The 26,529-nt window shown below is 43.8% G+C and carries 26 protein-coding genes; 14 read left to right on the top strand and 12 right to left on the bottom strand.

Annotated features, from left to right (window positions below):
* The first annotated feature begins 95 nt into the window (after nucleotides 1-95).
* Genes dksA through FTU35_RS08955 form a run of 3 tightly spaced genes read left to right on the top strand, consistent with a single transcriptional unit; the run spans nucleotide 96 to nucleotide 1,850 of the window.
* Nucleotides 96-623, top strand: a complete 528-nt coding sequence (gene dksA / locus FTU35_RS08965; protein WP_004975725.1) for an RNA polymerase-binding protein DksA — start codon at nucleotides 96-98, stop codon at nucleotides 621-623.
* A gap of 2 nt (nucleotides 624-625) precedes the next feature.
* Nucleotides 626-1,558, top strand: a complete 933-nt coding sequence (gluQRS, locus tag FTU35_RS08960; RefSeq protein WP_179989655.1) for a tRNA glutamyl-Q(34) synthetase GluQRS — start codon at nucleotides 626-628, stop codon at nucleotides 1,556-1,558.
* Between the two features lie 52 nt (nucleotides 1,559-1,610).
* Nucleotides 1,611-1,850, top strand: coding sequence for a zinc-ribbon domain-containing protein (locus FTU35_RS08955; RefSeq protein WP_180064689.1), 240 nt, complete (start codon nucleotides 1,611-1,613; stop codon nucleotides 1,848-1,850).
* Nucleotides 1,851-1,861: 11 nt separating this feature from the next.
* On the opposite strand, the gene ftsW is transcribed toward FTU35_RS08955, so the two are convergent.
* The 5 genes from ftsW to FTU35_RS08930 form a co-directional block, all read right to left on the bottom strand.
* Complete coding sequence (ftsW, locus tag FTU35_RS08950) at nucleotides 1,862-3,058, bottom strand: putative lipid II flippase FtsW (protein ID WP_154321144.1); 1,197 nt, start codon at nucleotides 3,056-3,058, stop codon at nucleotides 1,862-1,864.
* Nucleotides 3,059-3,077: 19 nt separating this feature from the next.
* Nucleotides 3,078-4,424, bottom strand: coding sequence for a UDP-N-acetylmuramoyl-L-alanine--D-glutamate ligase (gene murD, locus FTU35_RS08945; protein WP_179989651.1), 1,347 nt, complete (start codon nucleotides 4,422-4,424; stop codon nucleotides 3,078-3,080).
* 171 nt (nucleotides 4,425-4,595) lie between these two features.
* The gene (locus FTU35_RS08940) at nucleotides 4,596-4,847 is read right to left on the bottom strand and encodes a DUF6587 family protein (protein WP_179991349.1); all 252 of its coding nucleotides are present in this window, start codon (nucleotides 4,845-4,847) and stop codon (nucleotides 4,596-4,598) included.
* 32 nt (nucleotides 4,848-4,879) lie between these two features.
* Nucleotides 4,880-6,736 carry a ferrous iron transporter B gene (locus tag FTU35_RS08935; RefSeq protein WP_131260988.1) on the bottom strand — a complete coding sequence of 619 codons (1,857 nt, stop codon included), beginning with the start codon at nucleotides 6,734-6,736 and terminating at the stop codon, nucleotides 4,880-4,882.
* On the bottom strand, nucleotides 6,733-6,993 hold the full coding sequence (locus FTU35_RS08930) for a FeoA family protein (protein ID WP_004975713.1): 261 nt from the start codon (nucleotides 6,991-6,993) through the stop codon (nucleotides 6,733-6,735). The genes FTU35_RS08935 and FTU35_RS08930 overlap by 4 nt, the downstream gene beginning before the upstream one ends.
* Before the next feature lie 185 nt (nucleotides 6,994-7,178).
* On the opposite strand from FTU35_RS08930, the gene xerD reads away from it, so the two are divergent.
* From xerD to thrC, 4 genes are all read left to right on the top strand, one after another.
* On the top strand, nucleotides 7,179-8,096 hold the full coding sequence (xerD, locus tag FTU35_RS08925; RefSeq protein WP_004975712.1) for a site-specific tyrosine recombinase XerD: 918 nt from the start codon (nucleotides 7,179-7,181) through the stop codon (nucleotides 8,094-8,096).
* Nucleotides 8,097-8,246: 150 nt separating this feature from the next.
* Entirely contained in the window at nucleotides 8,247-9,062 is an 816-nt protein-coding gene (locus tag FTU35_RS08920; protein ID WP_004975709.1) for a DsbC family protein, read from the top strand.
* Nucleotides 9,063-9,261: 199 nt separating this feature from the next.
* Nucleotides 9,262-10,566, top strand: a complete 1,305-nt coding sequence (locus tag FTU35_RS08915) for a homoserine dehydrogenase (RefSeq protein WP_004975708.1) — start codon at nucleotides 9,262-9,264, stop codon at nucleotides 10,564-10,566.
* Between the two features lie 57 nt (nucleotides 10,567-10,623).
* On the top strand, nucleotides 10,624-11,763 hold the full coding sequence (thrC, locus tag FTU35_RS08910) for a threonine synthase (protein ID WP_004975706.1): 1,140 nt from the start codon (nucleotides 10,624-10,626) through the stop codon (nucleotides 11,761-11,763).
* A gap of 120 nt (nucleotides 11,764-11,883) precedes the next feature.
* Here thrC and FTU35_RS08905 read toward each other — a convergent pair whose 3' ends face one another.
* A complete protein-coding gene (locus FTU35_RS08905; RefSeq protein ID WP_131260992.1) occupies nucleotides 11,884-12,975 on the bottom strand; it encodes a serine hydrolase in 1,092 nt (363 codons plus the stop codon).
* Nucleotides 12,976-13,190: 215 nt separating this feature from the next.
* Between FTU35_RS08905 and FTU35_RS08900 the strand changes: the two genes are divergently transcribed.
* From FTU35_RS08900 to FTU35_RS08890, 3 genes are all read left to right on the top strand, one after another.
* Complete coding sequence (locus tag FTU35_RS08900) at nucleotides 13,191-13,826, top strand: response regulator (RefSeq protein ID WP_004975702.1); 636 nt, start codon at nucleotides 13,191-13,193, stop codon at nucleotides 13,824-13,826.
* A gap of 40 nt (nucleotides 13,827-13,866) precedes the next feature.
* Nucleotides 13,867-15,429 (top strand): PAS domain-containing sensor histidine kinase, encoded by a 1,563-nt coding sequence (locus FTU35_RS08895; RefSeq protein ID WP_180064688.1) that lies wholly within the window; start codon nucleotides 13,867-13,869, stop codon nucleotides 15,427-15,429.
* Nucleotides 15,430-15,498: 69 nt separating this feature from the next.
* The gene (locus FTU35_RS08890; RefSeq protein ID WP_004975695.1) at nucleotides 15,499-16,932 is read left to right on the top strand and encodes a sigma-54 dependent transcriptional regulator; all 1,434 of its coding nucleotides are present in this window, start codon (nucleotides 15,499-15,501) and stop codon (nucleotides 16,930-16,932) included.
* A 49-nt stretch (nucleotides 16,933-16,981) separates the two neighbouring features.
* On the opposite strand, the gene FTU35_RS08885 is transcribed toward FTU35_RS08890, so the two are convergent.
* The 4 genes from FTU35_RS08885 to lptF all read right to left on the bottom strand — a co-directional run bounded on the left by FTU35_RS08885 (nucleotide 16,982) and on the right by lptF (nucleotide 22,035).
* A complete protein-coding gene (locus FTU35_RS08885) occupies nucleotides 16,982-18,145 on the bottom strand; it encodes a S41 family peptidase (RefSeq protein WP_180064687.1) in 1,164 nt (387 codons plus the stop codon).
* Nucleotides 18,146-18,169: 24 nt separating this feature from the next.
* Nucleotides 18,170-19,717, bottom strand: coding sequence for a 2,3-bisphosphoglycerate-independent phosphoglycerate mutase (gene gpmI, locus FTU35_RS08880; protein WP_004975686.1), 1,548 nt, complete (start codon nucleotides 19,715-19,717; stop codon nucleotides 18,170-18,172).
* A gap of 145 nt (nucleotides 19,718-19,862) precedes the next feature.
* Complete coding sequence (gene lptG / locus FTU35_RS08875) at nucleotides 19,863-20,933, bottom strand: LPS export ABC transporter permease LptG (protein WP_180064686.1); 1,071 nt, start codon at nucleotides 20,931-20,933, stop codon at nucleotides 19,863-19,865.
* 1 nt (nucleotide 20,934) lies between these two features.
* On the bottom strand, nucleotides 20,935-22,035 hold the full coding sequence (gene lptF / locus FTU35_RS08870; protein WP_004975682.1) for an LPS export ABC transporter permease LptF: 1,101 nt from the start codon (nucleotides 22,033-22,035) through the stop codon (nucleotides 20,935-20,937).
* Between the two features lie 158 nt (nucleotides 22,036-22,193).
* Between lptF and FTU35_RS08865 the strand changes: the two genes are divergently transcribed.
* The 4 genes from FTU35_RS08865 (at nucleotide 22,194) to FTU35_RS08850 (ending at nucleotide 25,074) form a co-directional block, all read left to right on the top strand.
* Entirely contained in the window at nucleotides 22,194-23,642 is a 1,449-nt protein-coding gene (locus FTU35_RS08865; RefSeq protein ID WP_180064691.1) for a leucyl aminopeptidase, read from the top strand.
* Complete coding sequence (locus tag FTU35_RS08860; protein ID WP_096901966.1) at nucleotides 23,635-24,042, top strand: DNA polymerase III subunit chi; 408 nt, start codon at nucleotides 23,635-23,637, stop codon at nucleotides 24,040-24,042. The genes FTU35_RS08865 and FTU35_RS08860 overlap by 8 nt, the downstream gene beginning before the upstream one ends.
* 48 nt (nucleotides 24,043-24,090) lie before the next feature.
* Nucleotides 24,091-24,711, top strand: coding sequence for a hypothetical protein (locus FTU35_RS08855; RefSeq protein ID WP_004975677.1), 621 nt, complete (start codon nucleotides 24,091-24,093; stop codon nucleotides 24,709-24,711).
* A 144-nt stretch (nucleotides 24,712-24,855) separates the two neighbouring features.
* Complete coding sequence (locus FTU35_RS08850) at nucleotides 24,856-25,074, top strand: hypothetical protein (protein WP_096901968.1); 219 nt, start codon at nucleotides 24,856-24,858, stop codon at nucleotides 25,072-25,074.
* A gap of 109 nt (nucleotides 25,075-25,183) precedes the next feature.
* On the opposite strand, the gene FTU35_RS08845 is transcribed toward FTU35_RS08850, so the two are convergent.
* Together FTU35_RS08845 and FTU35_RS08840 are read right to left on the bottom strand one after the other, a co-directional pair.
* On the bottom strand, nucleotides 25,184-25,729 hold the full coding sequence (locus tag FTU35_RS08845) for a VTT domain-containing protein (RefSeq protein WP_004975673.1): 546 nt from the start codon (nucleotides 25,727-25,729) through the stop codon (nucleotides 25,184-25,186).
* 123 nt (nucleotides 25,730-25,852) lie between these two features.
* Entirely contained in the window at nucleotides 25,853-26,512 is a 660-nt protein-coding gene (locus FTU35_RS08840; protein ID WP_104852910.1) for a riboflavin synthase, read from the bottom strand.
* Nucleotides 26,513-26,529 lie beyond the last annotated feature (17 nt).

The following is a 26,529-nucleotide window of genomic DNA, read 5'->3' as shown; positions in this document are numbered from 1 at the left end:
GATCGAATATTGTTCTTTGGGAGTGGATAAAAACACTTGCATATCACCATATTTTTCGCGTACCAATCGTGCGCATATGATGAGGAATGCCCTACATGGCGAATGACAACCAAAATCAAGTCTTGGACGAACAAACAGATCTTGTAGAAGAAAAAGCTACAAAACGCGTGCGTAAGGCAAAGCCAAAGGCTTTAGAGGGCGGTTCTACAGCTAGCTTATTTGGTATTGCACCTTATCAGCCTAAAAAAAATGAAGAATACATGTCTGAAGGACAGCTCGAGCATTTCCGTCAAATTCTCATGGCGTGGAAAGAAGAGTTAATGTCAGAAGTTGACCGCACTTTAAACACCATGCAAGACGAAAATACAGCCTTGCCAGATGTCAACGACCGTGCGACTCAAGAAGAAGAGTTTGCAATTGAATTGCGTACTCGTGACCGTGAACGTAAATTGATTCGTAAAATTGAACAATCTATTGAAGCGATTAAAAACGATGACTATGGTTTCTGTGAAACTTGCGGTATCGAAATCGGTTTACGTCGCTTAGAAGCGCGTCCAACTGCAACGTTATGTATTGATTGCAAAACTTTGGCAGAGATCAAAGAGAAGCAAAACAACGGTTAATCGTGACTGTTGAGAATTACCTAGCCGAACACAGTTCGGAGCTTGAGCAGCAGCGAAACGATGTTTCGCTCACTCGCTATATAGGTCGGTTTGCGCCATCGCCAACCGGCCCTTTGCATTTTGGCTCACTCATTACCGCAGTGGCCAGTTATTGCGATGCCAAAGCCCAGCACGGCACTTGGCTGGTACGTATTGAAGATACTGACATCCCACGCATTTACCCTGGCAGTGAAAATCATATCTTGCGTTGTATTGATGCCTTTCAATTTGAGCCGGATGCCGAAATTATTTTCCAGAAAGATCGCCTCGATCTCTATGCAGCCGTGTTGCAACAATTGCAGCAACGCGACTTGGTCTATGCCTGTCAATGCACCCGCAAAATGCTTGGCTCCAATCATATTTATGCAGGGACTTGCCGCAATTTAGGTTTAGATTTTGCCAATCAAGCGATTCGAGTCAAAGTCACAGACCAAGAGATTTGCTTTCAAGACCGCCTGCAAGACAAACAATGTTCCAACCTTGCGCAGGACTTGGGCGATTTTGTCCTAAAACGGCGTGATGGCATTATCAATTATCAACTGGCAGTGGTGGTGGATGATTATTTGCAAGGCATTACCCATGTGGTTCGCGGCGCAGATTTACTCGACAACACCGCACGGCAAATCTATTTGGGGCAACTGTTAGGCTACCCTAAACTCAGCTACACGCACCTGCCTTTAGCCATGAATGCACAAGGGCAAAAACTGTCTAAACAGAACTTGGCACAAGCTTTAGATTTAGCCCAAGCACCGAAGCTGCTACAAGCCGCTTTAACTGCCTTAAATCAAGCCACTGTCGAATTAGACACCCCTGCACGCATGCTTACGCAAGCCATTCAGCAATGGGATCTTTCACGTATTCCTGCAGGCACAGCTTTACACGGCTATTATTTATAAAATTTAAAATTCAGTTATGCTCAAATTGAAATGGATCATTTGAGGTTGTGTCATGTTTTTTATTTTTGGTGTTGGACCGAAAACCAAAGTGGTCGAGAAAAGTCAATTTAGCTGCCCCGTTTGCCGCACTCGCAGTAGCTATGAACTCAGACAGCAACGACAATATTTTTCCTTATTTTTTATTCCCTTGTTTCCTATGTCTAAACAAAAAAATACTACAGTCAAGTGCTTACACTGCAGAACAGTCATGCCAAGCATGGTCTTGCACCATGCTCAGCCAGAAGCGAAATAGAAGGATAAATTCTAGAAGCTGGATTCTTCACGGCTAGGGTTAATCTCATGCGTGCTGGCTTCAATTTTCAGAATCAAACTCACCATCACTGCACACATAATTAACGATGAACCACCATAACTAATAAAAGGTAGAGTCAAACCTTTGGTAGGCAACATACCCATATTCATGCCTGCATTCACCATAATCTGTAATAAGAAGATAATGCTGATGCCATAAGCCAAATATCCTGCACGTAAGTACTGGTTTTTCAGGGCGCGATGACCAATTTTAATGCAGGCAATCAGTATAGCAAAAGACAAGCTCAACACCACAAAAATGCCTAAAAAGCCAAACTCTTCACCTAAGACAGCCAACATAAAGTCCGTATGTGCTTCAGGTAAATAGGACATTTTCTGGATACTATGCCCCAAGCCTACGCCTGCCCATTCACCGCGTCCAAATGCCATTAAGGCGTTAGACAACTGATAACCGACACCCAAAGGGTCATTCCACGGGTTTGAGAACGACATTAAACGCTCAAAACGATAAGGCTCAAATACCACCAAAAACACAAAGGCGGCAATAATCGCGCCAAAGGCAATACCAAACTGAATTAATGGCGCACCAGCTAAAAAGAAGACCCCTAACATGGTCAAGGCAATCACCACGGTCGCCCCCAAGTCAGGCTCTGCAATCACCAAACCTACCGTGACTGCCATAATCACTGCAAGACGAATCAGACCTTTAATGTTATTACGCACTTCTTCGGCACGGCGCACCACATAGTCAGCGGTAAAAATGGCCATCATCACTTTAGCGACTTCGGAAGCTTGCAGGGTAAAACCTGCGACCCGAATCCAGCGTTTAGAACCATTGACTTCAGTACCCACCAGCAACACTGCAGCCAACAAGGCAATGGTCACAATCCACAGAAAGAAGGTGTTGTTAAACCAGGTATTCAACGGCACTCTATAGGCAATCACGGCAGCGATTAATGCCACCACAATAGAAATGCCATGACGCAATACATAGTGAAAGGCATTTTCATGCATGCGCTCGGCATAAGGCATAGAAGCCGATGCCACCATGATTGAACCAATACATAACAGCGCCAGTACGCTAAAAATCAGTACATTGCGTACATTCACTTCCGCTGGCAGTTTGGGTAACCAGCGCTCATAGACCTGATTGAGTTTATTGATTGTTGTCTGAGCAAAGCCAGCCATATCTCACACCTTATTGTTGTTATACCAGTGCGTTGACATAAGCAACGAACTTGTGACCACGTTCTGGATAGCCCGAGAACATATCAAAACTTGCACATGCAGGTGACAATAACACCACATCATGCGCTTGTGTATGTTGTTGGCAGATTTCAACTGCTTGTTGCAAGGTATCTGCAGTTAAGAGTTGGGTTGTTCCCGCAACTGCTGTTTCAATTTTCGTAGCATCCTCACCAATCAACACTGCCAGTTTGGCATATTGTTGCAATGATTGGCGTAGCGCAGTGAAGTCCTGCCCTTTGCCTTGCCCACCTAAAATAATCGCAACCTTACCGCCTTGTGCCTGAATTGCTGCACCCAAGCCATCTAAAGCTGCCAAAGTTGCACCGATGTTGGTTCCTTTGGAGTCATTATAATAACGCACCCCATATAATTCTTTGACGAATTCACAACGATGCTCCAAACCTTTAAAGGTTTTCAGCGTTTCCAGCATGCTGTGCATAGATAAACCAATGGCTTCACCCAATGCCAAACACGCTAATGCATTAGCAATATTGTGTGTGCCTTGAATATACATCTCGGTGCTTTTTAATAAACGCTCACGCCCACGTGCCAACCACATGCTGCCATCATCATCTTTTAATAAGCCGTATTGGTTTAGGTCAGGCGCATTTAAGCCAAAACTTTGCATAGGGGTTTGATCTGGCACTAACGGACGACTTAAAGCATCATCACGGTTAAACACCACTTTTTTCACACCCTGAAAAATACGATGTTTGGCGGTGTGATAACCGAACATATCGCCATGACGGTCTAAATGGTCTTCACTCATGTTCAGCACTACCGCCACTTCTGCATTTAAATTCGAGGTGGTTTCTAGCTGAAAACTGGAGAGTTCTAAAATATACAGTTCAGGATCATCTTTAATCAAATCCAGCGCAGGGCGTCCCAAATTTCCACCTACCGCGACTTTTTTACCTGCCTGCTCTGCCATTAAACCAATCAGTGTGGTAACGGTACTTTTCGCATTAGACCCTGTAATTGCCACAATAGGTTTGTCGGTCGCACGACGTAAAATCTGAATTTCACTCACCACAGGAATGCCCTGCGCCATCGCAGCCTGAATTTCAGGGAGTTTTGGATCTAAACCTGGGCTAATCACAATTTCTTCCGCAGACAGCAATAAATCCTGATCAAACTGACCAAAACGGGTTTCTACTTCGGCAGGAATTTGGTCATGCCCTGGAGGTGTGGGGCGAGAATCTGTCACAGCAACGCGGTAACCCTGATGATGTAAAAAATTAACGGCTGCAACACCAGAAATACCAAGTCCTGCAACGACTTTTAATCCACCACGTTGTATTAACATTTTTGCCCCATTTTGTGCGCTAATTTTGAAACAGACAAAATAGTAGCACTTTGCTGTTTTGAATGCTTTTTCTGTTTGCAGTTCCTGCAGTTTTTTTGTGTCAGTGCGTAAAAAAACCGTCATATTGCAGACGGTTTTTAAAAAGAATATTGCTAAAGTGAATAAACAAGCCTATTTCCACTTCACCGCTTGAACTTCAACTTTCTTTTCTGCGGGTTGAGCTTGAGAATCACAACCACAACTGCCGCCACAGCCTGCCGCGGCTGCAGGTTTTAGCCATTTGGCCAAGCCATGCCAGCCTTTTTCAGTACAGAAATTGGAGAGTTTTAGAAAAACTGCGCCAGAAGTCTTGGGAAAGACTTTTTTAAAGACTACTACAGCACTCCACAGTACCAATGCAGCAACAATTAAAATTTCAACCATGTTCATCTACTCCTGTAGGTCAGGCATGTGCCTTAACCCAACAAATACGATGCCGTTTGATAAGTCAGGAATGACATGAAATAAGCCAAACCAAATAGATAGCAGGTCATAATACTGACCGTACGCCATGATCCTGTTTCGCGTTTTACCGTTGCTAAAGTTGCCAAACAATGCGGTGCATAAATAAACCACACCAATAACGATAAACCCGTTGCCAATGACCAGCCCAGTTCACCACCACCACTAATTAAAGCAGCCAAACCTTGGGACATGGCATCTTCATCCACTGCAGATAAGGCATAGACTGTGCCTAATGCAGCCACCACCACTTCACGCGCTGCCATCGCAGGAATCAAGGCAATCACGATCTGCCAGTTAAAGCCCACAGGAGCAAAAATTGGCTGTAATACATGCCCCAGCATCCCTGCAAAACTATAGTCAATTGCAGGCATGGTCGCGCCTTCAGGCGGCTGCGGGAACGTACACAAGAACCACAATAAAATCGACAGTGCAAAAATAATGCCACCGACACGCTTTAAGAAAATTTTGGCGCGATCTAGCAAACCAATCCAAACACTTTTTAGGTCTGGAAAACGGTAGCTAGGCAACTCCATCAACAAGACATGCTCAGATTTATCTTTTTGTAAAAATTTAAGCACAAAAGATACGCCCAAGGCACTCACAATGCCCGCCATATACAGACCAAATAAGACCAGACCTTGTAAATTAAACATACCCCATACAGTTTGATTGGGAATGAATGCCGCGATGAGTAAGGCATATACAGGCAAGCGCGCAGAACAGGTCATTAACGGTGCAACCATAATCGTGGTTAAACGATCACGTGGGTCAGCAATACTACGCGTTGCCATAATGCCTGGCACTGCACAGGCAAAACTAGACAGCAATGGAATAAAGGCACGACCACTCAAACCTGCGCTAAACATCAGCTTATCGAGCAAGAATGCGGCACGTGGCAAATAGCCCGATTCTTCCAAAATTAAAATAAACAGGAACAGAATTAAAATTTGCGGCAAGAACACCACTACACCGCCTGCGCCCGCAATAATGCCATCCACAATCAAGCTGTTTAGCAAGGGATGGCTAATGTTTTCGCCAATCACTTCGCCTAGCCAGCCAAATAAACTTTCGATGCCATCCATAAACGGTGCAGCCCAAGCAAATACCGCTTGGAAGACAACAAACATCATCACCGCAAGGCTGACTAAACCGAATACAGGATGTAAAAAAATTTTATCGAGGAAGTCGGAGCGTTTGTCTTCTTGATCTACAAAGTGCACCACATCATGCAAAATGGTTTGAATCCGTTGATGCTGACTGCCTGTTAAGCCTGTCAATTCTGTCTGCGGAACAGCAAATTTGCCCTGATCTAAGGCATGCATTAAGTTTTGAATACCTGAATCACGCACTGCCACGGTTTCCACCACAGGTACACCCAAACGCTCAGACAATTTTTGCGTGTTGATTTGCATGCCACGACGACGCGCCTCATCCATCATGTTGAGTACCAACAAAATCGGACGACCCAGTGCAATCATTTCCAAAACCAAGCCCAAATGCAATTTCAGGTTGGTGGCATCCACGACACAAAGAAAGGCATCTTGCTGACCTTCTTCGGCTATTTTGCCTTGTACCACATCTCGAGTAATGGCTTCGTCGGGACTGGTGGCTTCTAAACTATAAGTTCCAGGCAAATCCAACACCCGCACCGCCTGTCCCGAAGGCAAGGTGAATTGCCCGACTTTACGCTCTACGGTCACGCCTGCGTAGTTGCCAACTTTTTGACGTGTCCCTGTCAAATGGTTAAATAAAGATGTTTTACCGCAGTTTGGATTCCCTACAAGTGCGATACGTAAGGCATCGCTCATGCGGACACCCCTTGTTCAATTTCAATGCGTTCAGCTTCTACTTTGCGCAAAGCAAAACGGGTAAATCCCACTTGAATCAAGATTGGATCACCACCAAAAATACCTTTGGTAATCACCTGCACCTGCGTACCCGGCACAAAACCCAGTGTTTCTAAGCGGTTTGCCACTAAGTCACTAAGGGATGTTCCACCATCGGCAGTACGTAATACCTGACGGATGATGGCTGTTTGTTTTGCTTTAAGTTCTGACAAACGCACCGTGAAATTCCTATACCATTTTGCACATTATAACATGCAAATGAGAACAATTAACAAATAAGGTCGACTTACATTTAAATGCTTTATATCACATCGACAGCCCTGCTGAATTGGATTAGAGTAGAAAATAACGCTGCTTATTATCGAATTTCTCAATTAATTTTGTGATTTCGTCTGTGATTCCTATGCTGAACAAAAAACCTCGTATTCCTGCTGCAATACAAATTCCAGAAGCTTTGAGCTTTTTGGAAGGCTATCGCAACGATTTAATCGCGCAAAGTGTCAGCCCGCATACCCGCAATGCCTATCTGTCCGATTTAATTCAATGCAGTGACTATGTCAGCAAACCCATGCCTGAATGGAATCATGACGATATTTCAGATGTACTCATCGAACTCACCAAACAACAAAAAAGCCCCCGCTCTATTGCACGCTGCCTGTCTGCACTACGTTCTTTTTATAAATTTTTAAGAGAGCACAAACTGCGCTCTGACAACCCTGTTGCTGCGCATAAAACCCCAAAATTAGGTCGTGCCTTACCCAAAGATTTATCTGAAGCCGATGTTGAAGCTTTAATTCACGCCCCCGACATCAACACTGCACTCGGATTACGGGATCGTGCCATGCTTGAAGTCTTATATGCTTGCGGTTTACGAGTGACGGAATTGCTGAATTTACGTTTAGAATTAATCAACCTAAAACAAGGCTATTTACGAATTGTAGGTAAAGGCAATAAAGAGCGTTTGGTGCCTATGGGACAAGTCGCTTGTGAATGGATAGAAAAATATTTAACCGAGTCGCGTCCGCAACTGTATAAAAGTGCCACCGATTATCTATTTTTAACGGTGCATGGCGGCATTATGAGCCGACAAAATTTTTGGTATGCCATTAAACGCTATGCCCTGCAAGCAGGCATTCAAGCCGAGTTATCGCCACACACGTTAAGACATGCCTTTGCCACACACTTACTCAATCATGGGGCAGATTTACGTGTGGTACAAATGCTGCTCGGGCACAGCGATTTATCCACTACACAAATTTATACCCACGTTGCACAAATCCGTATGCAGCAATTGCATGCCCAACATCATCCACGGGCTTAAAAAAACAAAAACGACGTAGAAGCATAGGGTCTGTTGACACTTCATCTATGAACGTAAGCCATTTATGAAATGGCAACAGACCCTAACGATCACGAATATTTTTTGTTATGCTAACGCTCTATTTTTTATGCCAACAAGAAAGGGTTGTTTATGACATTTACCCGCTCGACACTTTTGATTGCCTGTTCACTGGCAAGTGCTTTTGCAATCACCGCATGTTCAAATGCAAACAATGAAGATAAAAAGCAAACCACACTCACCGCCAGTGCGCCTGCAACGGGTGAAGCATCAACCCTAATTGAACGCAATGCACAACAGCGTTTAAGTACAACCTTGCAGCAACATTTTAAAACTGCAGGTATCAACGCCAAAATTACCGACATTAAAGCCACTGAAGTTCCAAATTTATTTTGGGTGAGTCTTGAAGGCATGTCATCGGTCTATGCCACCAGTGATGGCAAATACATTATTCAGGGCGATGTGATCCGTTTAGGTGACAAAGAACTACATAACGTCAGTGAAAACCTGCAAGCAGGCGTGAACAAGAAAATTTTTGCTGAATTAAAACAGGAAGATTTATTGGTATTCCCTGCCAAAGGCAAAACCAAACACGTCATTTATGTATTTACCGATGTCAGCTGTCCATATTGCCATCGTCTACATGAGCAAATGGATGAAATGAATGGTAAAGGCATTGAAGTCCGTTACATTGCTTGGCCGCGTGGTGAACAGCACATGCCTGCTATGGAAGCAATTTGGTGTAGCGAAGATCGTCACGCTGCCTTTAATCAGGTCATGAATGGCGCACAAATTGCACCTGCCAACTGTAAAAACCCTGTTCGTGCTCAGTATCAATTGGGCTTAAATATGGGCGTCAATGGCACACCTGCGATTTATAATGCCGAAGGCGTATATTTAGGCGGCTATCTGTCTACCGCTGAATTGATCAAGCGCTTAGACAAATAAAAATAGCGGATCTGTGGATGCTGCATCATCCCAATACACCAAGACGTAGCATCTATGAAGCCAATATAAATAACGATTTTTTATGCGTTATTTTACTTTTTTTTATACTGTGAAGATAAGTGAGATCTGCCCTAGAGTCAGCGCGTTTTTTTAGCTATGATCTAGGCTTGCTTAAAGTTATTAAAATATGGAGTGTGACGTGAAACCAGTTCGTCTGGCAATCCTCGGTCTTGGTACTGTGGGTGGTGGTGCCCTTAAACTATTAAAAGAAAATGCTGCTGAGATTAGACGTCGCACCGGTCGTGAAATTGAAATCACTTATGTGGGAACACGTCGTCCGCGTCCTGACCTAAACTTGCCTGAATCGGTCAAGCAAAGCTCCGACTTGATGGACATTGTCCGTCAACCCGATGTAGACGTGGTGGTTGAAGTGATGGGCGGTATTCACCCTGCTTATGACGTGATCATGGAAGCCATGAAGCACGGCAAACAAGTAGTGACAGCCAACAAAGCCCTACTTGCAGAACACGGCAATGAGCTATTTAAAGCAGCTGAAGACAATGCCGTACAAATTGCCTATGAAGCTGCGGTTGCAGGTGGTATTCCAATTATTAAAGTCATCCGTGAAGGTTTGGCTGCCAACAAAATTGAATGGTTGGCAGGCATCATCAACGGTACAGGCAACTTCATTTTAAGTGAAATGCGTGAAAAAGGTCGTGCATTTGAAGATGTACTGAAAGAAGCACAAGAATTAGGCTATGCCGAAGCCGATCCGACTTTTGACGTCGAAGGTATTGATGCTGCTCACAAACTGACTATTTTGGCTTCATGTGCATTTGGTATTCCGCTACAGTTTGACAAAGTCTTTACCGAAGGTATTGGCAAAGTGACCGCGCAAGATGTGAAATATGCCGAAGAACTCGGTTTCCGCATCAAACACTTGGGTATTGCCCGTCGTACCGATAAAGGTATTGAACTGCGTGTTCACCCAACTTTAATTCCTGAAGAAGAATTGATTGCCAATGTTAATGGCGTGAAAAACGCGGTCTTGGTACAAGCCAATGCGGTTGGTCCAACGCTCTATTATGGCGCAGGTGCAGGTGCAGGCCCAACAGCCTCTGCGGTAGTTGCCGATGTCGTTGATATTGTCCGTGACATTTCTTATACCGAAGATGGCGCAGGTACAATTCCACAATTGGCATTTGAAGCCTTAACCGACTTGCCAATTTTAAGCCGTGAAGAAATGACCACGGGTTACTACATTCGCATTAATGCCGAAGACCAAACTGGCGTACTTGCCGATGTAACCACCATTTTAAGCCGTGCGGGAATCAGTATTGATGCCATCATGCAGCAATCACGCTTAAAAGACCTTATTCCTATCGTGATTCTGACTGACCCAGTCCTAGAATCAAAAATGGATGAAGCGTTACAACAAATTCAAGCATTGCCAACCATTCATGGCGAAATTGTACGAATTCGTTTAGAATCGCTTGATAATTAATCGGGTGGAGGGGAGTATTTCCCCTTGCCAAGCTCTACACACAATTGGAACATCATCATGTCGAATGCCAATCGTTATACTGGTTTAGTTGACCGTTATCGTGACCGTTTACCAGTGTCTGCAACCACACGTGCAATCTCTCTAGGCGAAGGAAACACGCCACTGATTAAGCTTGAGAATATTCCACGCATTATTGGTAAAGATGTTGAAATTTATGTGAAGTATGAAGGCTTAAACCCGACAGGTTCATTTAAAGACCGTGGTATGACCATGGCAGTTACTAAAGCAGTTGAAGAAGGTTCAAAAGCCATTATCTGTGCATCTACAGGTAATACTTCTGCTGCTGCTGCTGCCTATGCTGCACGTGCAGGCATCAAAGCATTCGTTTTAATTCCTGAAGGCAAAATTGCCATGGGTAAAATGGCACAAGCGATGATGTACGGTGCCATCACCATGCAAATCCGCGGTAACTTTGACGATGGTATGCGTCTAGTTAAAGAAGTTGCTGACCAAGCACCTGTGACCATTGTGAACTCGATCAACCCTTACCGCCTACAAGGTCAAAAGACCATTGCGTATGAAATTGTAGATGAGTTAGGTCGTGCACCAGATTACCACTGCTTACCTGTAGGTAACGCAGGCAACATTACTGCACACTGGATGGGTTATACCGAAGCGGTTGCCAACCAATCTGCCGATCAATTCGAGCAAGTGGTCTATGACGCAGCAACGGACAAATTCACAGGTCCAAACCCTGAAGGCCGCCCAATCATGGTGGGTTATCAAGCGTCTGGCGCTGCACCATTCTTACGTGGTGCGCCTGTAGAAAACCCTGAAACTGTTGCAACTGCAATTCGTATTGGTAACCCACAAAGCTGGAACCATGCCAAAGCCGTTGTACGCGATTCAGAAGGTTGGTTTGATGAGCTAACTGATGCTGAAATTTTAGAAGCACAGCGCATGCTTTCAATGTATGAAGGCGTATTTGTTGAGCCTGCATCTGCTGCGTCTATTGGTGGTGCAATGCGCGACATCAAAGCAGGTAAAATCAAAGAAGGTTCTGTGATTGTATGTACCGTAACAGGTAACGGTCTGAAAGATCCTGACACTGCAATGAAACAATGTGCAGATGCGGTGATGCTCTCTATTGATGCCACAATGCAACAAGTAAAAGACTCTATCCTTTCAAACATGTAAGTTTTGAATCGTGATCAAAAAAACCTGCATTAGCAGGTTTTTTTGTATTTGGAATCATGCAACTTTAACGGAAGTTGAGTCATACGATTGATAACTCAACGCTCCAAGCTGAATGTGCTCTTAAATACGTTTAGGTAACTGGCTTGCCCAACTCATTAAGCGAGTTGCATCATTGGTACGTGCTTGTGAAGTATCTGCACCCAAAAGCACCACCACTGCAGGACGGTTATTCAAAGTGGTATGCATCACCACACAACGCCCTGCTTCATTGATATAGCCTGTTTTAGACAGATTAATATTCCAACCACCATTACGTACCAGTGCATTGGTATTGTTAGATTTTAAAACACGATAACCCAAGTTAAAGTCATAGGTTGGCGTGGTTGAGAATTGGCGAATCAAACCATATTGCGAAGCGGTGCTGACCAAAATACCCAAATCACGCGCAGAAGATACATTACGTGGGTCTAAGCCTGTTGCTTCGGTAAAACGGGTAGAATGCATGCCCAATTCACGCGCTTTAGCATTCATTGCGGCTACAAAGGCATTTTTCCCACCTGGATAAGTACGTGCCAACGCTGCTGCTGCAGGATTTTCAGATTTCATTAATGCAAACAGTAACGCTTCGGCACGGTTTAACTTGTCGCCCACACGCAAAGTTGAGCTTGAGTTTTTACCTGCTGCACCTGCAAAATCAATCGATTGCAAAGTGATTTGTTCAGACATATTCAAACGTGCATCAGAAGTCACCACGGCAGTCATCACCTTGGTCACAGATGCAATAGGTAATGCCACATTGGTATTTTTGCTATACAGCACTTCACCTGTTTGCGCATCCATCACCAAAGCCGCACGTGCATTAACTGATGGTTGGTTGCTATAAGCAGAGGTATCTAAAATACGGACTGTTTTAGGCGCAGTGGAAGCAGGTGCAACACCATTGCTACTACGCACTGTAGTGGTAATTTTCGTTGAACCTGGCGGAGTAGGTTCAGCAACATAGCTCTCTGGCGCAGCCTGAGCGCTCGCACTGGTACTTTCCAGATCACCATTTAAGAATTGATCGGCTTGCTCCGAAGACCAACTTAAGGTCGCCTGACCGTCGCTCCCAGAGGAAGGATTGATGACAAGTTCAGCAAAACTGACAGAACTTAGGCTGAACATCATAGATGCGACCAGCACATGCATGAACGACTTCTTAGAATTTTTCACGACTGCTTACTCAACTCAGGGAGGTAAGATACATTTGCGTATTACCTCAAATATGCCTTACATTTAAAAATACAACAATGAATCGTTTTTGACACCATATTGTGCAGAACTTTTCATTCTAGATTAAGAATAGCATTGCTAATTTTGTCGTTTCATTGCAAGCTAATTTTGCTTTATGTAACAAAAAAGATGATTTTTTCAAAGGGAGAGTGTAGGTGATCACAGTTTTAGTAGTCGACGATCATGAATTGGTACGTACTGGGATTTGCCGTATGCTCGAAGACCATGCCGATGTGCAGGTGATTGGACAAGCTGAATCGGGTGAAGAAGCGATTACCTTAGTGCGTCAGCATCATCCCAATGTGGTGTTGTTAGATGTGAACATGCCTGGGATTGGAGGCGTAGAAACCACACGTCGTCTATTGCAAACTGCACCAGACACTAAGGTCTTGGCGGTGAGTGGTTTGGCAGAAGAACCCTACCCTTCTTTATTGCTGAAAGCAGGTGCAAAAGGCTATATCACCAAAGGCGCACCTGTCAGTGAAATGGTACGTGCCATTAAAAAAGTCATGCAGGGCGGTAAATACTTCAGTGCCGACATTGCCGAACAACTGGCAAGTTCATACTTATCTGACACACAACAATCGCCTTTTGATAGTCTTTCAGAACGTGAAATGCAAGTGGCGATGATGGTGGTGAATTGTATTAGCGCACAGGAAATTGCCGATAAGTTGTTTGTCAGTGTAAAAACCGTAAATACCTATCGTTACCGTATTTTTGAAAAATTAAATATTGATAGTGATGTCAAACTGACTCACCTTGCCATTCGTTATGGACTGATTAAACCCTAAATTTTCAACGCTGTTGATGCACAAATAAGACCTTTACGATATGCCAGATTTAAAACAACATTCTGAGTTAAATCAGTATCATCTTGGCATGTGGTATGGTACTTACCGACTGCTGATTGCCTTTTGTTTGCTGCTGATTACCCTACTCACCTTTCAGCAGCTTGGCACACAATATCAGCACCCGGGTTTATATCTATACACCTTGGTCTGCTATTTTATTTTTAGCTGCCTGCAACTGATCAGCTATAAATATATTCCTTTTAAAAGCACGCAACAACTGACCCTGTTTTTTGCAGTCGATATTATCGCGCTCAGTAGCCTGACTTTTGCCAGCGATGGCCCTAATTTATATTTAAGTCTGCTGTTTGCGATCACGATTTTTGCAGCATCACTCTTGCTGCAAAAGCGTAAAGCCTTAGCCATTACCCTCATCGCGATGATTATGGTGATTTACCAACACTTTGTTGGGAGTTTGCTGGACTTTTCATCGCTAAATAATATTGGACAAAGTGCGCTATTGGCATTTTTATTTTGGGTGGTTTATGGCAGTGGACGTATTGCAGTACGGCGTTTCCAAATTTTAGAAAATCTAAATTTTTCGCAATCTTTGGAATTAAACCGCCTACAAAATATCAACCGTTATATTTTAGAACAAACCGAAATGGGCTATTTGGTTTTAGATGAAAATTGCTATGTCGTCCTCAGCAACCCTGCAGCCTGTCATCTGTTGGGGATTCATCCTAAATATGCGCACGCGACCTATCCATTGTGTAAAATTCAGCCCGATTTATTTGATCTGTTCAAATTTGATCAATTGCAAGATGGAGAAAAATTTCAATTCGAGTCGCAACTGAGTCATTTTCATGTGCATATTCAGGTACAAAAACTCAAAGTGCCGCATCAAACGCTGACGTTATTGGCGCTGCAAGATGGACGTAAAATCAATCAGCAAGTCCAGCAACTCAAATTAGCCGCCTTGGGACAACTCTCTGCCAGTATTGCGCACGAAATTCGCAACCCTTTGGCAGCCATTGTACAAGCCAACAATTTATTTACAGGCAGTGATGCTATACAACAGCAATTGCTGTCCGACATGATCAGCAAACAAGCGACACGGATTGATAAAATTATTCATGACACGCTGAGCATGGTCAAAAATAAGCAAACCACGCCTGTCGCGATTCAGCTCAATCAATTTTTGCCGCAATTCATTCAGGAAGATTTACCTGATGCAGCGAGTCAAATTCAACTTACACTGACCGAACCACTGAGCATCCAGTTTGATGAATCGCAGTTTCGCCAAGTGCTGATTAACCTGATTCGTAACGCCATTCGGCACAATACTGCACAACAACCTATTGAGATTACGGTCTATCCGCAAGCAACTTATATTTATATTGATGTGCGGGATTTTGGTGCAGGTGTCGCCAGTCAAGATCTCCTCTATCTGTTCCAGCCATTTTTCAGTACCGAAATCAATGGAACTGGTTTAGGATTGTATCTATCGCATAGTTTTTGCGAGGCGAATCAAGCCAAGCTGAGCTATGTAGAACAAGAACAAGGCGCATGTTTCAGGATGAAATGTCTACGTGCCATTGAATAAACGCGATTGATATTGGATCAATCTTGTTGCTGTGGTTTTGATTTAATTTTGTGTGGTTTTGGGGAAAATATGCACGCTGTTCAACCTTTGGTTTTATTGGTCGATGACGAAGAAGACCTTTGTACCCTCATGCAGATGACTTTGGCACGTATGGGGATTCAAACCCATGTCGCGTATCGTTTAGCACAAGCCAAGCAATTATTGGCAGAACATCAGTACGATGCTTGCTTAACCGACTTAAACCTGCCCGATGGCAATGGCTTGCAACTGGTTGAATGGATTTCCGAACAATATCCGAATGTACCTGTTGCCGTATTGACCGCCTACGGCAATATGGATATTGCGATTGCTGCTTTAAAAGCAGGTGCATTTGACTTTGTCAGCAAGCCTGTCAATCAAATACATTTACAGCAACTCCTTGAAAAAGCACTGAATAAACCTTTCGACACCACCGATCATCACAGCCAAGATCAGCTTGAATATAAAATGTTGATTGGGCAGTCTTTGCCTATTCAGCAATTGCGCAGCACCATCAAAAAAATTGCGCGCTCGCAAGCGCCTGTATTTATTACAGGCGAATCAGGTACGGGGAAAGAAGTTGTCGCCAATTTGGTTCACCGTTTAAGTAATCGCAACGAAGGACCATTTATTGCAATTAACTGTGGTGCAATCCCCACCGAACTCATGGAAAGCGAGCTATTTGGACACAAAAAAGGTAGCTTTACAGGAGCGACTCAAGACAAACAAGGTCTGATTCAATCTGCACATGGTGGCAGCTTATTTTTAGATGAAATTGCCGAACTGCCACTGAGCATGCAAGTCAAACTGCTGCGTGCCGTTCAGGAAAAGCGCATCCGTCCTGTGGGTTCAGATAGTGAAATTGATGTCGATTTTCGAGTGATCAGCGCCAGTCATCAGGACTTAGAAAGTTTGGTTCAGCAAGGACGTTTCCGTCAGGATTTATTCTTCCGTATTCACGTGATGGATTTGGTCTTGCCTGCCTTGCGTGAACGTGGACAAGATATTCTGTTATTGGCAGACCACTTCATTCAAAAAGTTGCACAAGAATGGGACATTCCTGCCAAACAACTGACACCTCGTGCCCAGCAATTTTTATTAGAACAGTACTATCCAGGTAATGTGCGTGAGTTACGCAATATTATTGAACGTGCCATTACCCTGAGTGATGATGATGTTATTGATCTCAAACACTTACAAACCGCACCCTTGCGCCAATTCAGTATGAGCAATACAGCAACCACTGAATCACAACCTACAGCAGAAACACCACAGCAGATCGTGACAGATGTATTGCTGACAGGACGCAAACTGCCTGAAGAAGGTTTAGAAGCCTACTTGGAAAAAGTAGAAAAAGACATTTTACTGAATGCGCTGCACCTGACCCACTGGAACCGTACGTTGGCAGCAAAAAAATTGGGCATGTCTTTCCGTTCTTTGCGCTATCGTCTGAAAAAGTTTGGATTAGATACTGAAGATGAGTAAACGCTAAACAATGAAGACTGTCTAAAAATACGTGTTACTCAGATGAGACTTAACGGCGGCTCAGCAGTAAATCTGCCACATGCTCAAGATAAGCCTCTTCTTTCATTTCAGGACTTTGAATATATTGCTGATTCGGCTGAATCCCAACCCCTTCAATCATTTGCTCGCGTGGGGTGTAATAATGCGAAACCGTCATTTGTAAGGCAGCACCATCGCTAAGTGGGAACAGCTTTTGCACCACCCCCTTGCCATAACTTTTTTCGCCCATCACCCAAGCGCGTGAATGGTCTTTTAAAGCACCGGTAAAGACTTCTGCCGCAGATGCAGAGCGATGATTAATCAGTACTCCGACTTTTAAATTTTGAAATTCAAAGCTAGGTAACGCCTGAAATTGTTGATCGCCTTCAGAACGACTTTTGGTCGATACAATCACACCCTGATTTAAAAATAAATCGGCAGATTCCACCGCAGCAGACAGTAAGCCTCCTGGGTTATTACGCAGATCAATCAATACGGCTTTTAAGCGTGGCGTGCTATGTTCTTCAATTAAGCGTTTAATTTCATTGGCGGTGTCTTGCTGAAACACACGTACTTTTAACAACAAGACCTGATTAGAAAGCATCTGCGCCTGAATATCGGTTTCTACTTTTTTGTTGCGTACCAACATAATTTCAGGCTGATTGGCTGCACGTTGTACGCTTACAGTCGATCCCACTGAGCCTGTGAGCAGGTTATTGACCTGATCTGCACTCAGCTTTTTCAGTTCTTGGTTATCAATTTTAAATAGGCTGTCGCCATTCTTCAGCCCTTGTTTAGCCGAGTCGGCATTGGCACTTAAATTTTGAATGACCCAATGTTGCTGGGCAGCGTCATAGCGCAAAGTAAAATCAACCGAGGCCAAGTCGCCTTCGGTATATTGTAAAAGTTGTTTATACTCTTCAGCAGTTAAATAGCGTGAATAACGATCTAAACCGCTCACCAAGCCACGAATGGCTTGCTGAAACAAGGCATCATCACTTTTTTCAGTCACATAGTTGTCTTTGACAATGCCATAGATTTGCACAAATTCCTGTATCGACTCTACAGGCACATCGACATAGTCCTGTTGTAGTGTAGGGCCATCCAACTCCAAATCTGGCGCAGCCCAAACACTCAAATGACTGGCACACAACACGCTTGCCAACACAACCGTATAAATTTTGTGAGCCGTCATTCCATCACCTACCTGTATCGAGGATTATGCCTGTAGGCGAATTAAGTTGCGACCTTGCATATCTGCTGGCACTGGCAATTGCATCAAATTCAATAAAGTTGGTGCAACATCTGCTAACACACCACCTTCTAAAATGGTGGCCTGAGTTGGGCCGACATAAATGAATGGTACCAATTCAGTAGTGTGCTGAGTATGTACCTGGCCACTGTCATAGTCTTGCATTTGCTCGACGTTACCATGGTCCGCGGTAATAATCATGTGACCTTGTTTCGCCATCACCGCTTCATAGACACGACCCAAACAGGTATCTACTGCTTCCACTGCTTTGACAGCTGCATCAAACACACCAGTATGACCGACCATATCGCCATTGGCATAGTTCACCACCAACAAATCATATTCACCTGAATTAATGGCTGCAACCAGTTCATCAGTCACTTCATAAGCGCTCATTTCAGGTTTTAAGTCGTAGGTTGCTACGTTTGGCGATGGAATCAGGATACGTTTTTCACCCGGATATTCATCTTCACGACCACCACTAAAGAAGAACGTCACGTGTGCGTATTTTTCAGTTTCAGCAATACGCAATTGTGTTTTGCCCAAGTCTGATAAATATTCACCAATCGAGTTTTTCAAATCTTCTGGCATGTACGCCACTGGCGCAGCAATGCTGGCTTGATAACGGGTCAGCATCACAAATTTAGACAATTGCGGCACAACTTTACGTTCAAAACCAGCAAAATCCTGTTCCACAAAGGCTTTGGTCAATTCACGTGCACGGTCAGCACGGAAGTTCATAAACACCACGCTGTCGCCATCTTGAATTTTGGCAATTTCACCAATACGGGTGGCTTTAACAAACTCGTCGCTTTCATCTGCCGCATAAGCCGCTGCCAAGCCTTCAACCGCAGTTGCCGCAGTGCGTACTGCCTCACCTTCGGTAAGTAGACGATAGGCTTGTTCTACACGATCCCAACGGTTGTCACGATCCATCGCATAGTAGCGACCAATCAGGCTGGCAATGCGTCCCTGATTTGGATATTGTGCAAATAATGCGTCCAGTTTTTCCAAAGAAGGCTGCGCGCTTTTTGGTGGCGTATCACGGCCATCTAAAAAGGCATGTAGATAAACTTTTGCACCACGTTTTAATGCCAATTCTGCCATCGCCACGATATGATCTTCATGCGAATGCACACCGCCTTCAGACAATAAACCAAGCAGATGCACTGCACCGTTGGCTGCTTTGGCTTTTTCTACCGCATCGACCAACACTTCATGTTCAAAGAAAGCGCCTGTACGAATGTCTTTGGTAATACGGGTAAAGTCTTGGTACAACACACGTCCTGCACCCAAGTTCATGTGACCAACTTCAGAGTTACCCATTTGACCATCTGGCAAGCCCACATCTTCACCTGAACCAGAGATCAAACCATGCGGATGCTTTTCCTGCATAGCAGTCAAATTTGGTCGTTTCGCTGCTAAAAACGCGTTGTCTTCGACCGCTTCGCGATGACCCACACCATCCATAATCACCAATACGTGAGGGATTTTGCCAGCAGTTGCATCCGCCATAATCAATACTCTTTTTCGTCTACAAATTAATCATGCTATCTTAACGAATTTTGCGTCAAGACTCTATGTTCAGAAGATGGTTTCCGCCACTGATTCAGATAGGTTTACCCAATCATACGGAAAAAGCAGCAGCATCGGCCCGCACTTAACGCGCACGATGCAGTAAGTAACCGCCGATGACAAACATCAGAATAATAGGAATAAATACGAACCACGCAGGCGATGGTGCATAGACCAAGCTGGCATAGCCCAAGAAATCCTGTAAATAAAAGAAGGTTAAGCCGACAAATAAAGCAATCACCAAACGGAAACCCATAGATTGCTGACGTAACGGCCCAAAAATAAAGGAGCAAGCAATCACCACCAAAGCAATCAGCGCAAAGGGTGCACCAAGTTTTTGCCAGAACGCCAGTTGGTAGGTTTTGGGTACTTGGCTGTATTCATGCATATAACTCATGAAACTGACCAATTGACTTGGGGATAAATCTTCAGGGTCGATGGTGACCATGTGCACATATTTCGGTTGCAATGCTAAAGCCAAAGCCTGTTCGCTGTTTTTAGCTAAAGTCGCGTTGCCCGCCTGCAAAATATCCATCTGTTCAGTTTGATTGAGCAACCAACTACCGTCTTTAACAAACTGTCCCTGATCTGCAGACAATGTACCACGCAAGCGATAGTTATCATCAAAATCGACCACTTGTACATTTTTGAGCTGCCCTTGGGCATTGGCGTAGTCAATATAAATAAAACGATTGCCTTCGCGCGACCAATAGCCACGAACTTCACCCAGCTCAGCGACGCTACGGTGACTTTTAACACTTTTGGCTTGTTCATTGGTGTATGGAATCACCCATTCACTGAGCACAAAAGACAGCAGTACCAATACCATGGCGGAACGAATCACCCATCCCACAATACGCCACAGGCTAATCCCTGCAGAACGCATCACAATCAATTCGCTGTTGGATGCCAACGTACCCAAGCCTAACACTGCGCCAATCAAGGCAGAAATCGGCAAAATTTCATAGAGATAATTTGGCGCACCCCACAATACATACAGCAATGCCTGCCATGCACTATAGTTTTCATTGAGTGAACCCAATTCGCCTAAATAGCTAAACAACACCTGCAAACCAGACAAAATTGCCGTTGCACCAAACATAGCCAGTGCAGTGGTCTTGGTGACGTGTTTTGCAACTATACGACGTGCCAACATCTTAAGACCTCACTCGCTGAATTTGCTGCTTAATTTTAGGTGCTAGTTTTTGTTTACGTGAGAACAAGGCTGCCGCAATCGCATAAGCCAACAACACCAACGGATAAGCAATCATGCCCATTTCTTGTTTGCTGATACGGGTTTTAACCGCCATGAGCGCCACAATCAAACTGGCGAAAATTAACAAGGCAGGAAACAGTTTTAAATAACGCCCCTGACGCGGACTAACTTCTGACAATGCCACGGCTAAAAACAACGCCACCACAATCGCAAAAGGCACAAAAATACGCCATCCCAGTTCACTTGCGACCACAGGGTCTGCACGGTTTTTCCAAAGTTGCGAGGTGGTTAAGGCTTCTACTTCGGCACTTTCAAATTTAGCTTCTTTGTCATTCTCTAAACGTAAACGATAACTTTGGAATTCTGCCTGTGAATATTTGGCTGTGCCCGGAAATATTTCATAACGACGCCCTTCGACCAAATCCACCACATTGGCAGGATCATTTTCCAGCTCTACCCGTGTCGCTTCTTTTGCCAGAATCATGACATCAGGACGACCTGCTTTTTCTGCACGTTGATAAAAGAAAATATCTTTCAGGTTTTTACGATCTTCGGACAGATCGCCTGCGTAAATGGTATATGGCCCTGAAGAAATAAATTCTTTGGGTCGCACCAAATCAAAACCTGTGCGTACTGCCTGACTGGTGGTCAATGCTTCAAACTGACGCAGTCCCCACGGTGATGCCCACAGCATTAAAAAGCCTTGGACAATTAGAAATACCAGCGTCATTGGCACCAATAAACGTGCCAATTGATGCCGACTCACGCCACTGCTGTTGAGCACTGCCATTTCATGGTCGACATATAAACGACCAAATACCAACATCAAGCCAATAAAGAAACCCAAAGGTAAGATCAGCGTCAAAAATTCAGGCAAGCGATAGCCAATGATGCTGAATAAAATACTCGCATCCAAACGCCCTTGTGCCGCCACGCCAAAATACTTGATCAAGCGACCACCCATCATGATCAAAGTCAGTAAGGCAATCACAACCAAGGATGTCGACACAACTTGCTTGACCAAATAACGCCGAATAATCAAATTATTTCTTCCAAAATGTGAGGGAATCCAATTCGCGTTAGTTTACCTGAATGTTGAAAATATAAAACCTATCGCCTTGTTATACATTGAAACTCAACGCATAAAAATGTTTCAATGGTTGCATAGTTTGCACATTTAGATAGGCATAAAATCCAGTGATTAAATTTAGCTTAAGTCCCGCATTCCAAGAACACAGCGCGAGTGAATCTTTGTCAATTTTAGTGGCTGCAGAACAGGTGCCACAGGCAACTGCTGCTTATCAAATCAAGGATTTAGACAGCATTATTCAAACGACACAATTTAAAGCAGGCTTTAATGAAAGTTTAAGTTTGGTGGCTAGCGTTGTTGAATGCGCCAATAGCAACCTGATCGGTTTGGGTAAAACCGAAGAATTACCAGCCGCAAAGCTGGCAAAAATTGCACAAAGCATTATCAAATCTTCACAAAAAAAATTTAAACAGATCAGCATTGATTTGTCTGCTCTGCCTAGCGAGCTACATTATGTATTTGCACTCAGCCTGACCCAAGCAGCCTATGCTTTTGATGAATACAAAAGCAAAAAGAATGAGTTTCAGCTTGAACAAATCAACTTAATTGCCAAGGACAGCTCACTGACTGCAGATCAGTTGCAGTTAATTGAAGCCATGCAATCAGGTCAAAACATGGCTCGCGACTTGGGCAACCGCCCGGGCAATATTTGTTTCCCTGAATATTTGGCAGAACAAGCTCAAGCACTTGCGGCAGAATACCCAGATCTGCTCAAAGTCACCATTTTAGATGAAGCAGAAATGGCCGAATTGGGCATGGGTGCATTCCTTGCAGTCAGTCAGGGTTCAGACCGTCCTGGGCGCATCATTAGCCTTGAATACCAAGCGCAGCGTGACGAAGCACCTGTGGTATTGGTCGGCAAAGGGATTACTTTCGATACTGGCGGCATTTCTCTCAAACCTGGCTTAGGCATGGACGAAATGAAATTTGATATGTGTGGTTCTGCTTCAGTCTTGGGCACCATGCGCGCACTGTGCGAAGCACGTTTGCCAATTCATGTTGTCGGTACGATTGCTGCAGCAGAAAACATGCCTTCAGGCAAAGCGACTCGCCCAGGTGATATTGTGACCAGTATGAGCGGTCAAACCATCGAAATTTTAAATACCGATGCCGAAGGTCGTTTGGTGCTGTGCGATACCCTGACCTATGTAAAACGCTTCAATCCTGCTTTGGTAATTGATATTGCGACGTTAACAGGCGCTTGCGTAGTTGCATTGGGTTCGGTACTGACAGGCATGTTTACCCCAGATGATGAACTTGCGGCGGAATTGGATGCTGCGGGACACACTGCATTTGACCGTGTATGGCGTATGCCCGTGATTGACGATTACCAAGAACAACTGGATTCACCATTTGCCGATATTGGCAATATTGGTGGGCCTAAAGCAGGTTCAGTTACTGCAGCATGCTTCTTGCAACGCTTTACCCGTGACTATCGCTGGGCGCATCTAGACATTGCAGGCACTGCATGGAATTCAGGCAGCAATAAAGGCGCAACAGGTCGTCCTGTACCGTTATTGATGCAGTTCCTCGCACAACGTGCAAGCAATAATGGCTAAAGTTAGCTTTTATTTGTTTGAAAAAAGTCCTGAACGGCAAGTGGAAAGCACTTGCCGTTTATGCCGCAAAATTTTGCGGCAGCAGGCACGCATTTGGCTGCATTGCCCTGATCCAGAGTTACAGCAAATATTGGATGAGCGTCTGTGGAGTTTTGATGCCAGCAGTTTTATTCCGCATGGCATTAACCAAACACAGGCCAGCGTATGTATTTCTGCCGAATTACCGCAGCAATCGGACTGGATTATGTTTAATTTTAACAGTCAGGCACTTGAAGCCTATGCAAAATTTAGTCACATTATTGAGATTATTGAAAATCACGAAGCAGCTAAAGTGCTTGGACGTGAAAAATTTAAACAATATCGACGTTTGGGCATAGAACCACAGACGTTTAAGCTTTAATTTTAAAACGTTTTTTTAAAAATACTGCTCAAAATAAGGAGAGATGCGGTGACTTTAAATGTCGGCTCAGATTTTAAACAGCGCTGGTTAACCGCGCCTCAGGCTGTGCGCCAGACATTTATGGATGATCTGCATCGAATTTGTGAGGTCTTGCAACCTGAAACGCAATTACACAACTGGATTGCAGAAGATCAGCGCGCTCAGCAACAATCACAGGAAAAAATTGAACAAGCCTATGCTGACCTGAAAGCACGTTTGATTGAAGAAGCACGGCAACGTCGCCAATTGGCACTCGAACTCAAATTAGAACAGCAACGTGCAGAACAAGCCGCTTATGCTGCACAGCTACAGCAAGATGAAGCGCAACGCTTTGCAGAACAAACTCAAGCACTTGAGTTGATGCGTCAAAGTCTGGATCAGGAAATTTCAAACTATACTGCACGTTATGAGCAAAATCCTGAATTACCTGCAGTGACTTTTAATCAAGCCGCAACTGCGGTAAGTGATGATCAAATTGTTTCTGAACTTGAAAGTGTACGTTTGCGTTTAGAGCTAGAAGCCGAAACTCAAATTGAGCAGGCGGTAACGATCTTTCGTGCGCGACTACATGCTGCAGCCCAAGAAGAAATTGACTATATCTTAAAAAATTCAAATTTTTCTAAAGAATAATTTTACTTTTTATCCCCAATTAGCCCAAAGTCTTAAGCCCAATGTCATCAAAATGAAATAATTTTGTCACATGATAGTCATCCAGAAAAAGTTGAATTTTCAACTTTCATCTCCTTTAATGACTTTTGCAATCATGGGTTTCAAATGGATATCTTGACGAAAATTTCAGGCAAAATCGACCATCTTAATGCGGGCGAACAGTGGAGTATTCGTGCTCAGGATTTATGGATCAGTCGTGCAGATTTCCAATCATTAAGCATGTACTTGTCTAAAGAAGCGGAAAAGGGTGAGTTTTCAATTCAAAGTAACGATACTTTTAGCCCGCGCTTGGGTGGCACAGAATTAATTGTCACCAAACACTAAAACTGAACAATATCAAAAGTCCACACGGTGGGCTTTTTTTGTGGCCATCAATCCACTTTTTTAGTTATCGCGGTGGATTTAGAAGAAGAAAATAGAAAAAATGAGGAATTTAAATCCAATCACCCAACCAAGACAAAATATTACCCAAGCCATAACCTATTGCCATTAAAGAAAAAATCCATACGGCAGCACCCACCACATTATAAAAACTAAAGGTCGCCAAAGGCATGTGCCCTGACCCTGCAGCAAATGGTGCAAATGAGCGTACAAACGGTATAAAACGCGCCATTAAAATAGTTTTGCCACCATGTTTCATAAAATAATGGTTGGTTTTGACAATATATTCAGGTTTGAAATAACGTGAATGTTGATGAAAATACTTCACCCCTAGAATTCGTCCAGTGTAATAGTTGACGCTATATCCCAAGACCGCAGCGACAAAAAGTAAAATCCCCATATAGTGCAAATGCACCACATCGGTGGTGGAACACAAGGCACCAATTGCGATCAGCAAACTATCGCCTGGTAAAAAGAACATGAACACAGAACCTGTTTCTGCAAAAATAATCAGAAACAAAATGGCATAGATCCACAGACCATAATTATCGAGTAATAATGGCAGCCAGTGTTCCAAATTCATTAAAAAATCAATCATCTACATTAAACCAAAGGGGTGTTTATGATGAAAAAAATATCTTTATCTTTTTAATTATCCCTAAAAACAAAAAAACAGTCTAATTTTTCAATCAGACTGTTTAAATTTCATTCGGCTCTGTGCTTATTTTAAAAAGCCATTTTCAGCCAAGAATTCCATGCTAATTTTAGATTGCTGCGTAGTTTCTGCAGCTTTATCACCCAAGAGCAAACGCTCAATATAACGCGCCAAGACATCCACTTCTAAATTGACCTTGCTGCCAACTTTCCATGTGCCAATATTGGTACGCTCTGCCGTGTGTGGAATTAAATTCAGACTGATAACACTGCCGCGTAAATGGTTAATGGTCAGGCTGATGCCATCGACGGTCACCGAACCTTTTTCTGCCAAATATTTGGCAATTTCTGCAGGTGCAGTCACTTCATAGTAAATTGAACGTGCATCTTCACGTACCAGCGTAATTTCACCGACTGCATCAACATGGCCACTTACGATATGTCCACCAAAACGTGTGGTCGGCAACATGGCTTTTTCGACATTGACAGGCTGACCCACTTTCCATGTGCCTAAAGTGGTACGGTTCAAACTTTCACGGGACACATCTGCGGCATACCAATTGTCGCCCCACTCGATCACAGTCAGGCAAATACCATTGGTGGCAATTGAATCCCCCAAATGCACATCCGACATATCCAAATCGGTCTGAATACGCAAACGTACATCACCGCCCACACTTTGCAGGCTTTCTACTTTACCTAAACTTTCAATAATGCCTGTAAACATAATCTTTTCTCTCATTC

The organism is Acinetobacter sp. YH12095 (genome assembly GCF_013419245.1).
Classification (GTDB): Bacteria; Pseudomonadota; Gammaproteobacteria; order Pseudomonadales; family Moraxellaceae; genus Acinetobacter; species Acinetobacter towneri.
This window is presented reverse-complemented; position numbering and strand designations above follow the sequence as displayed.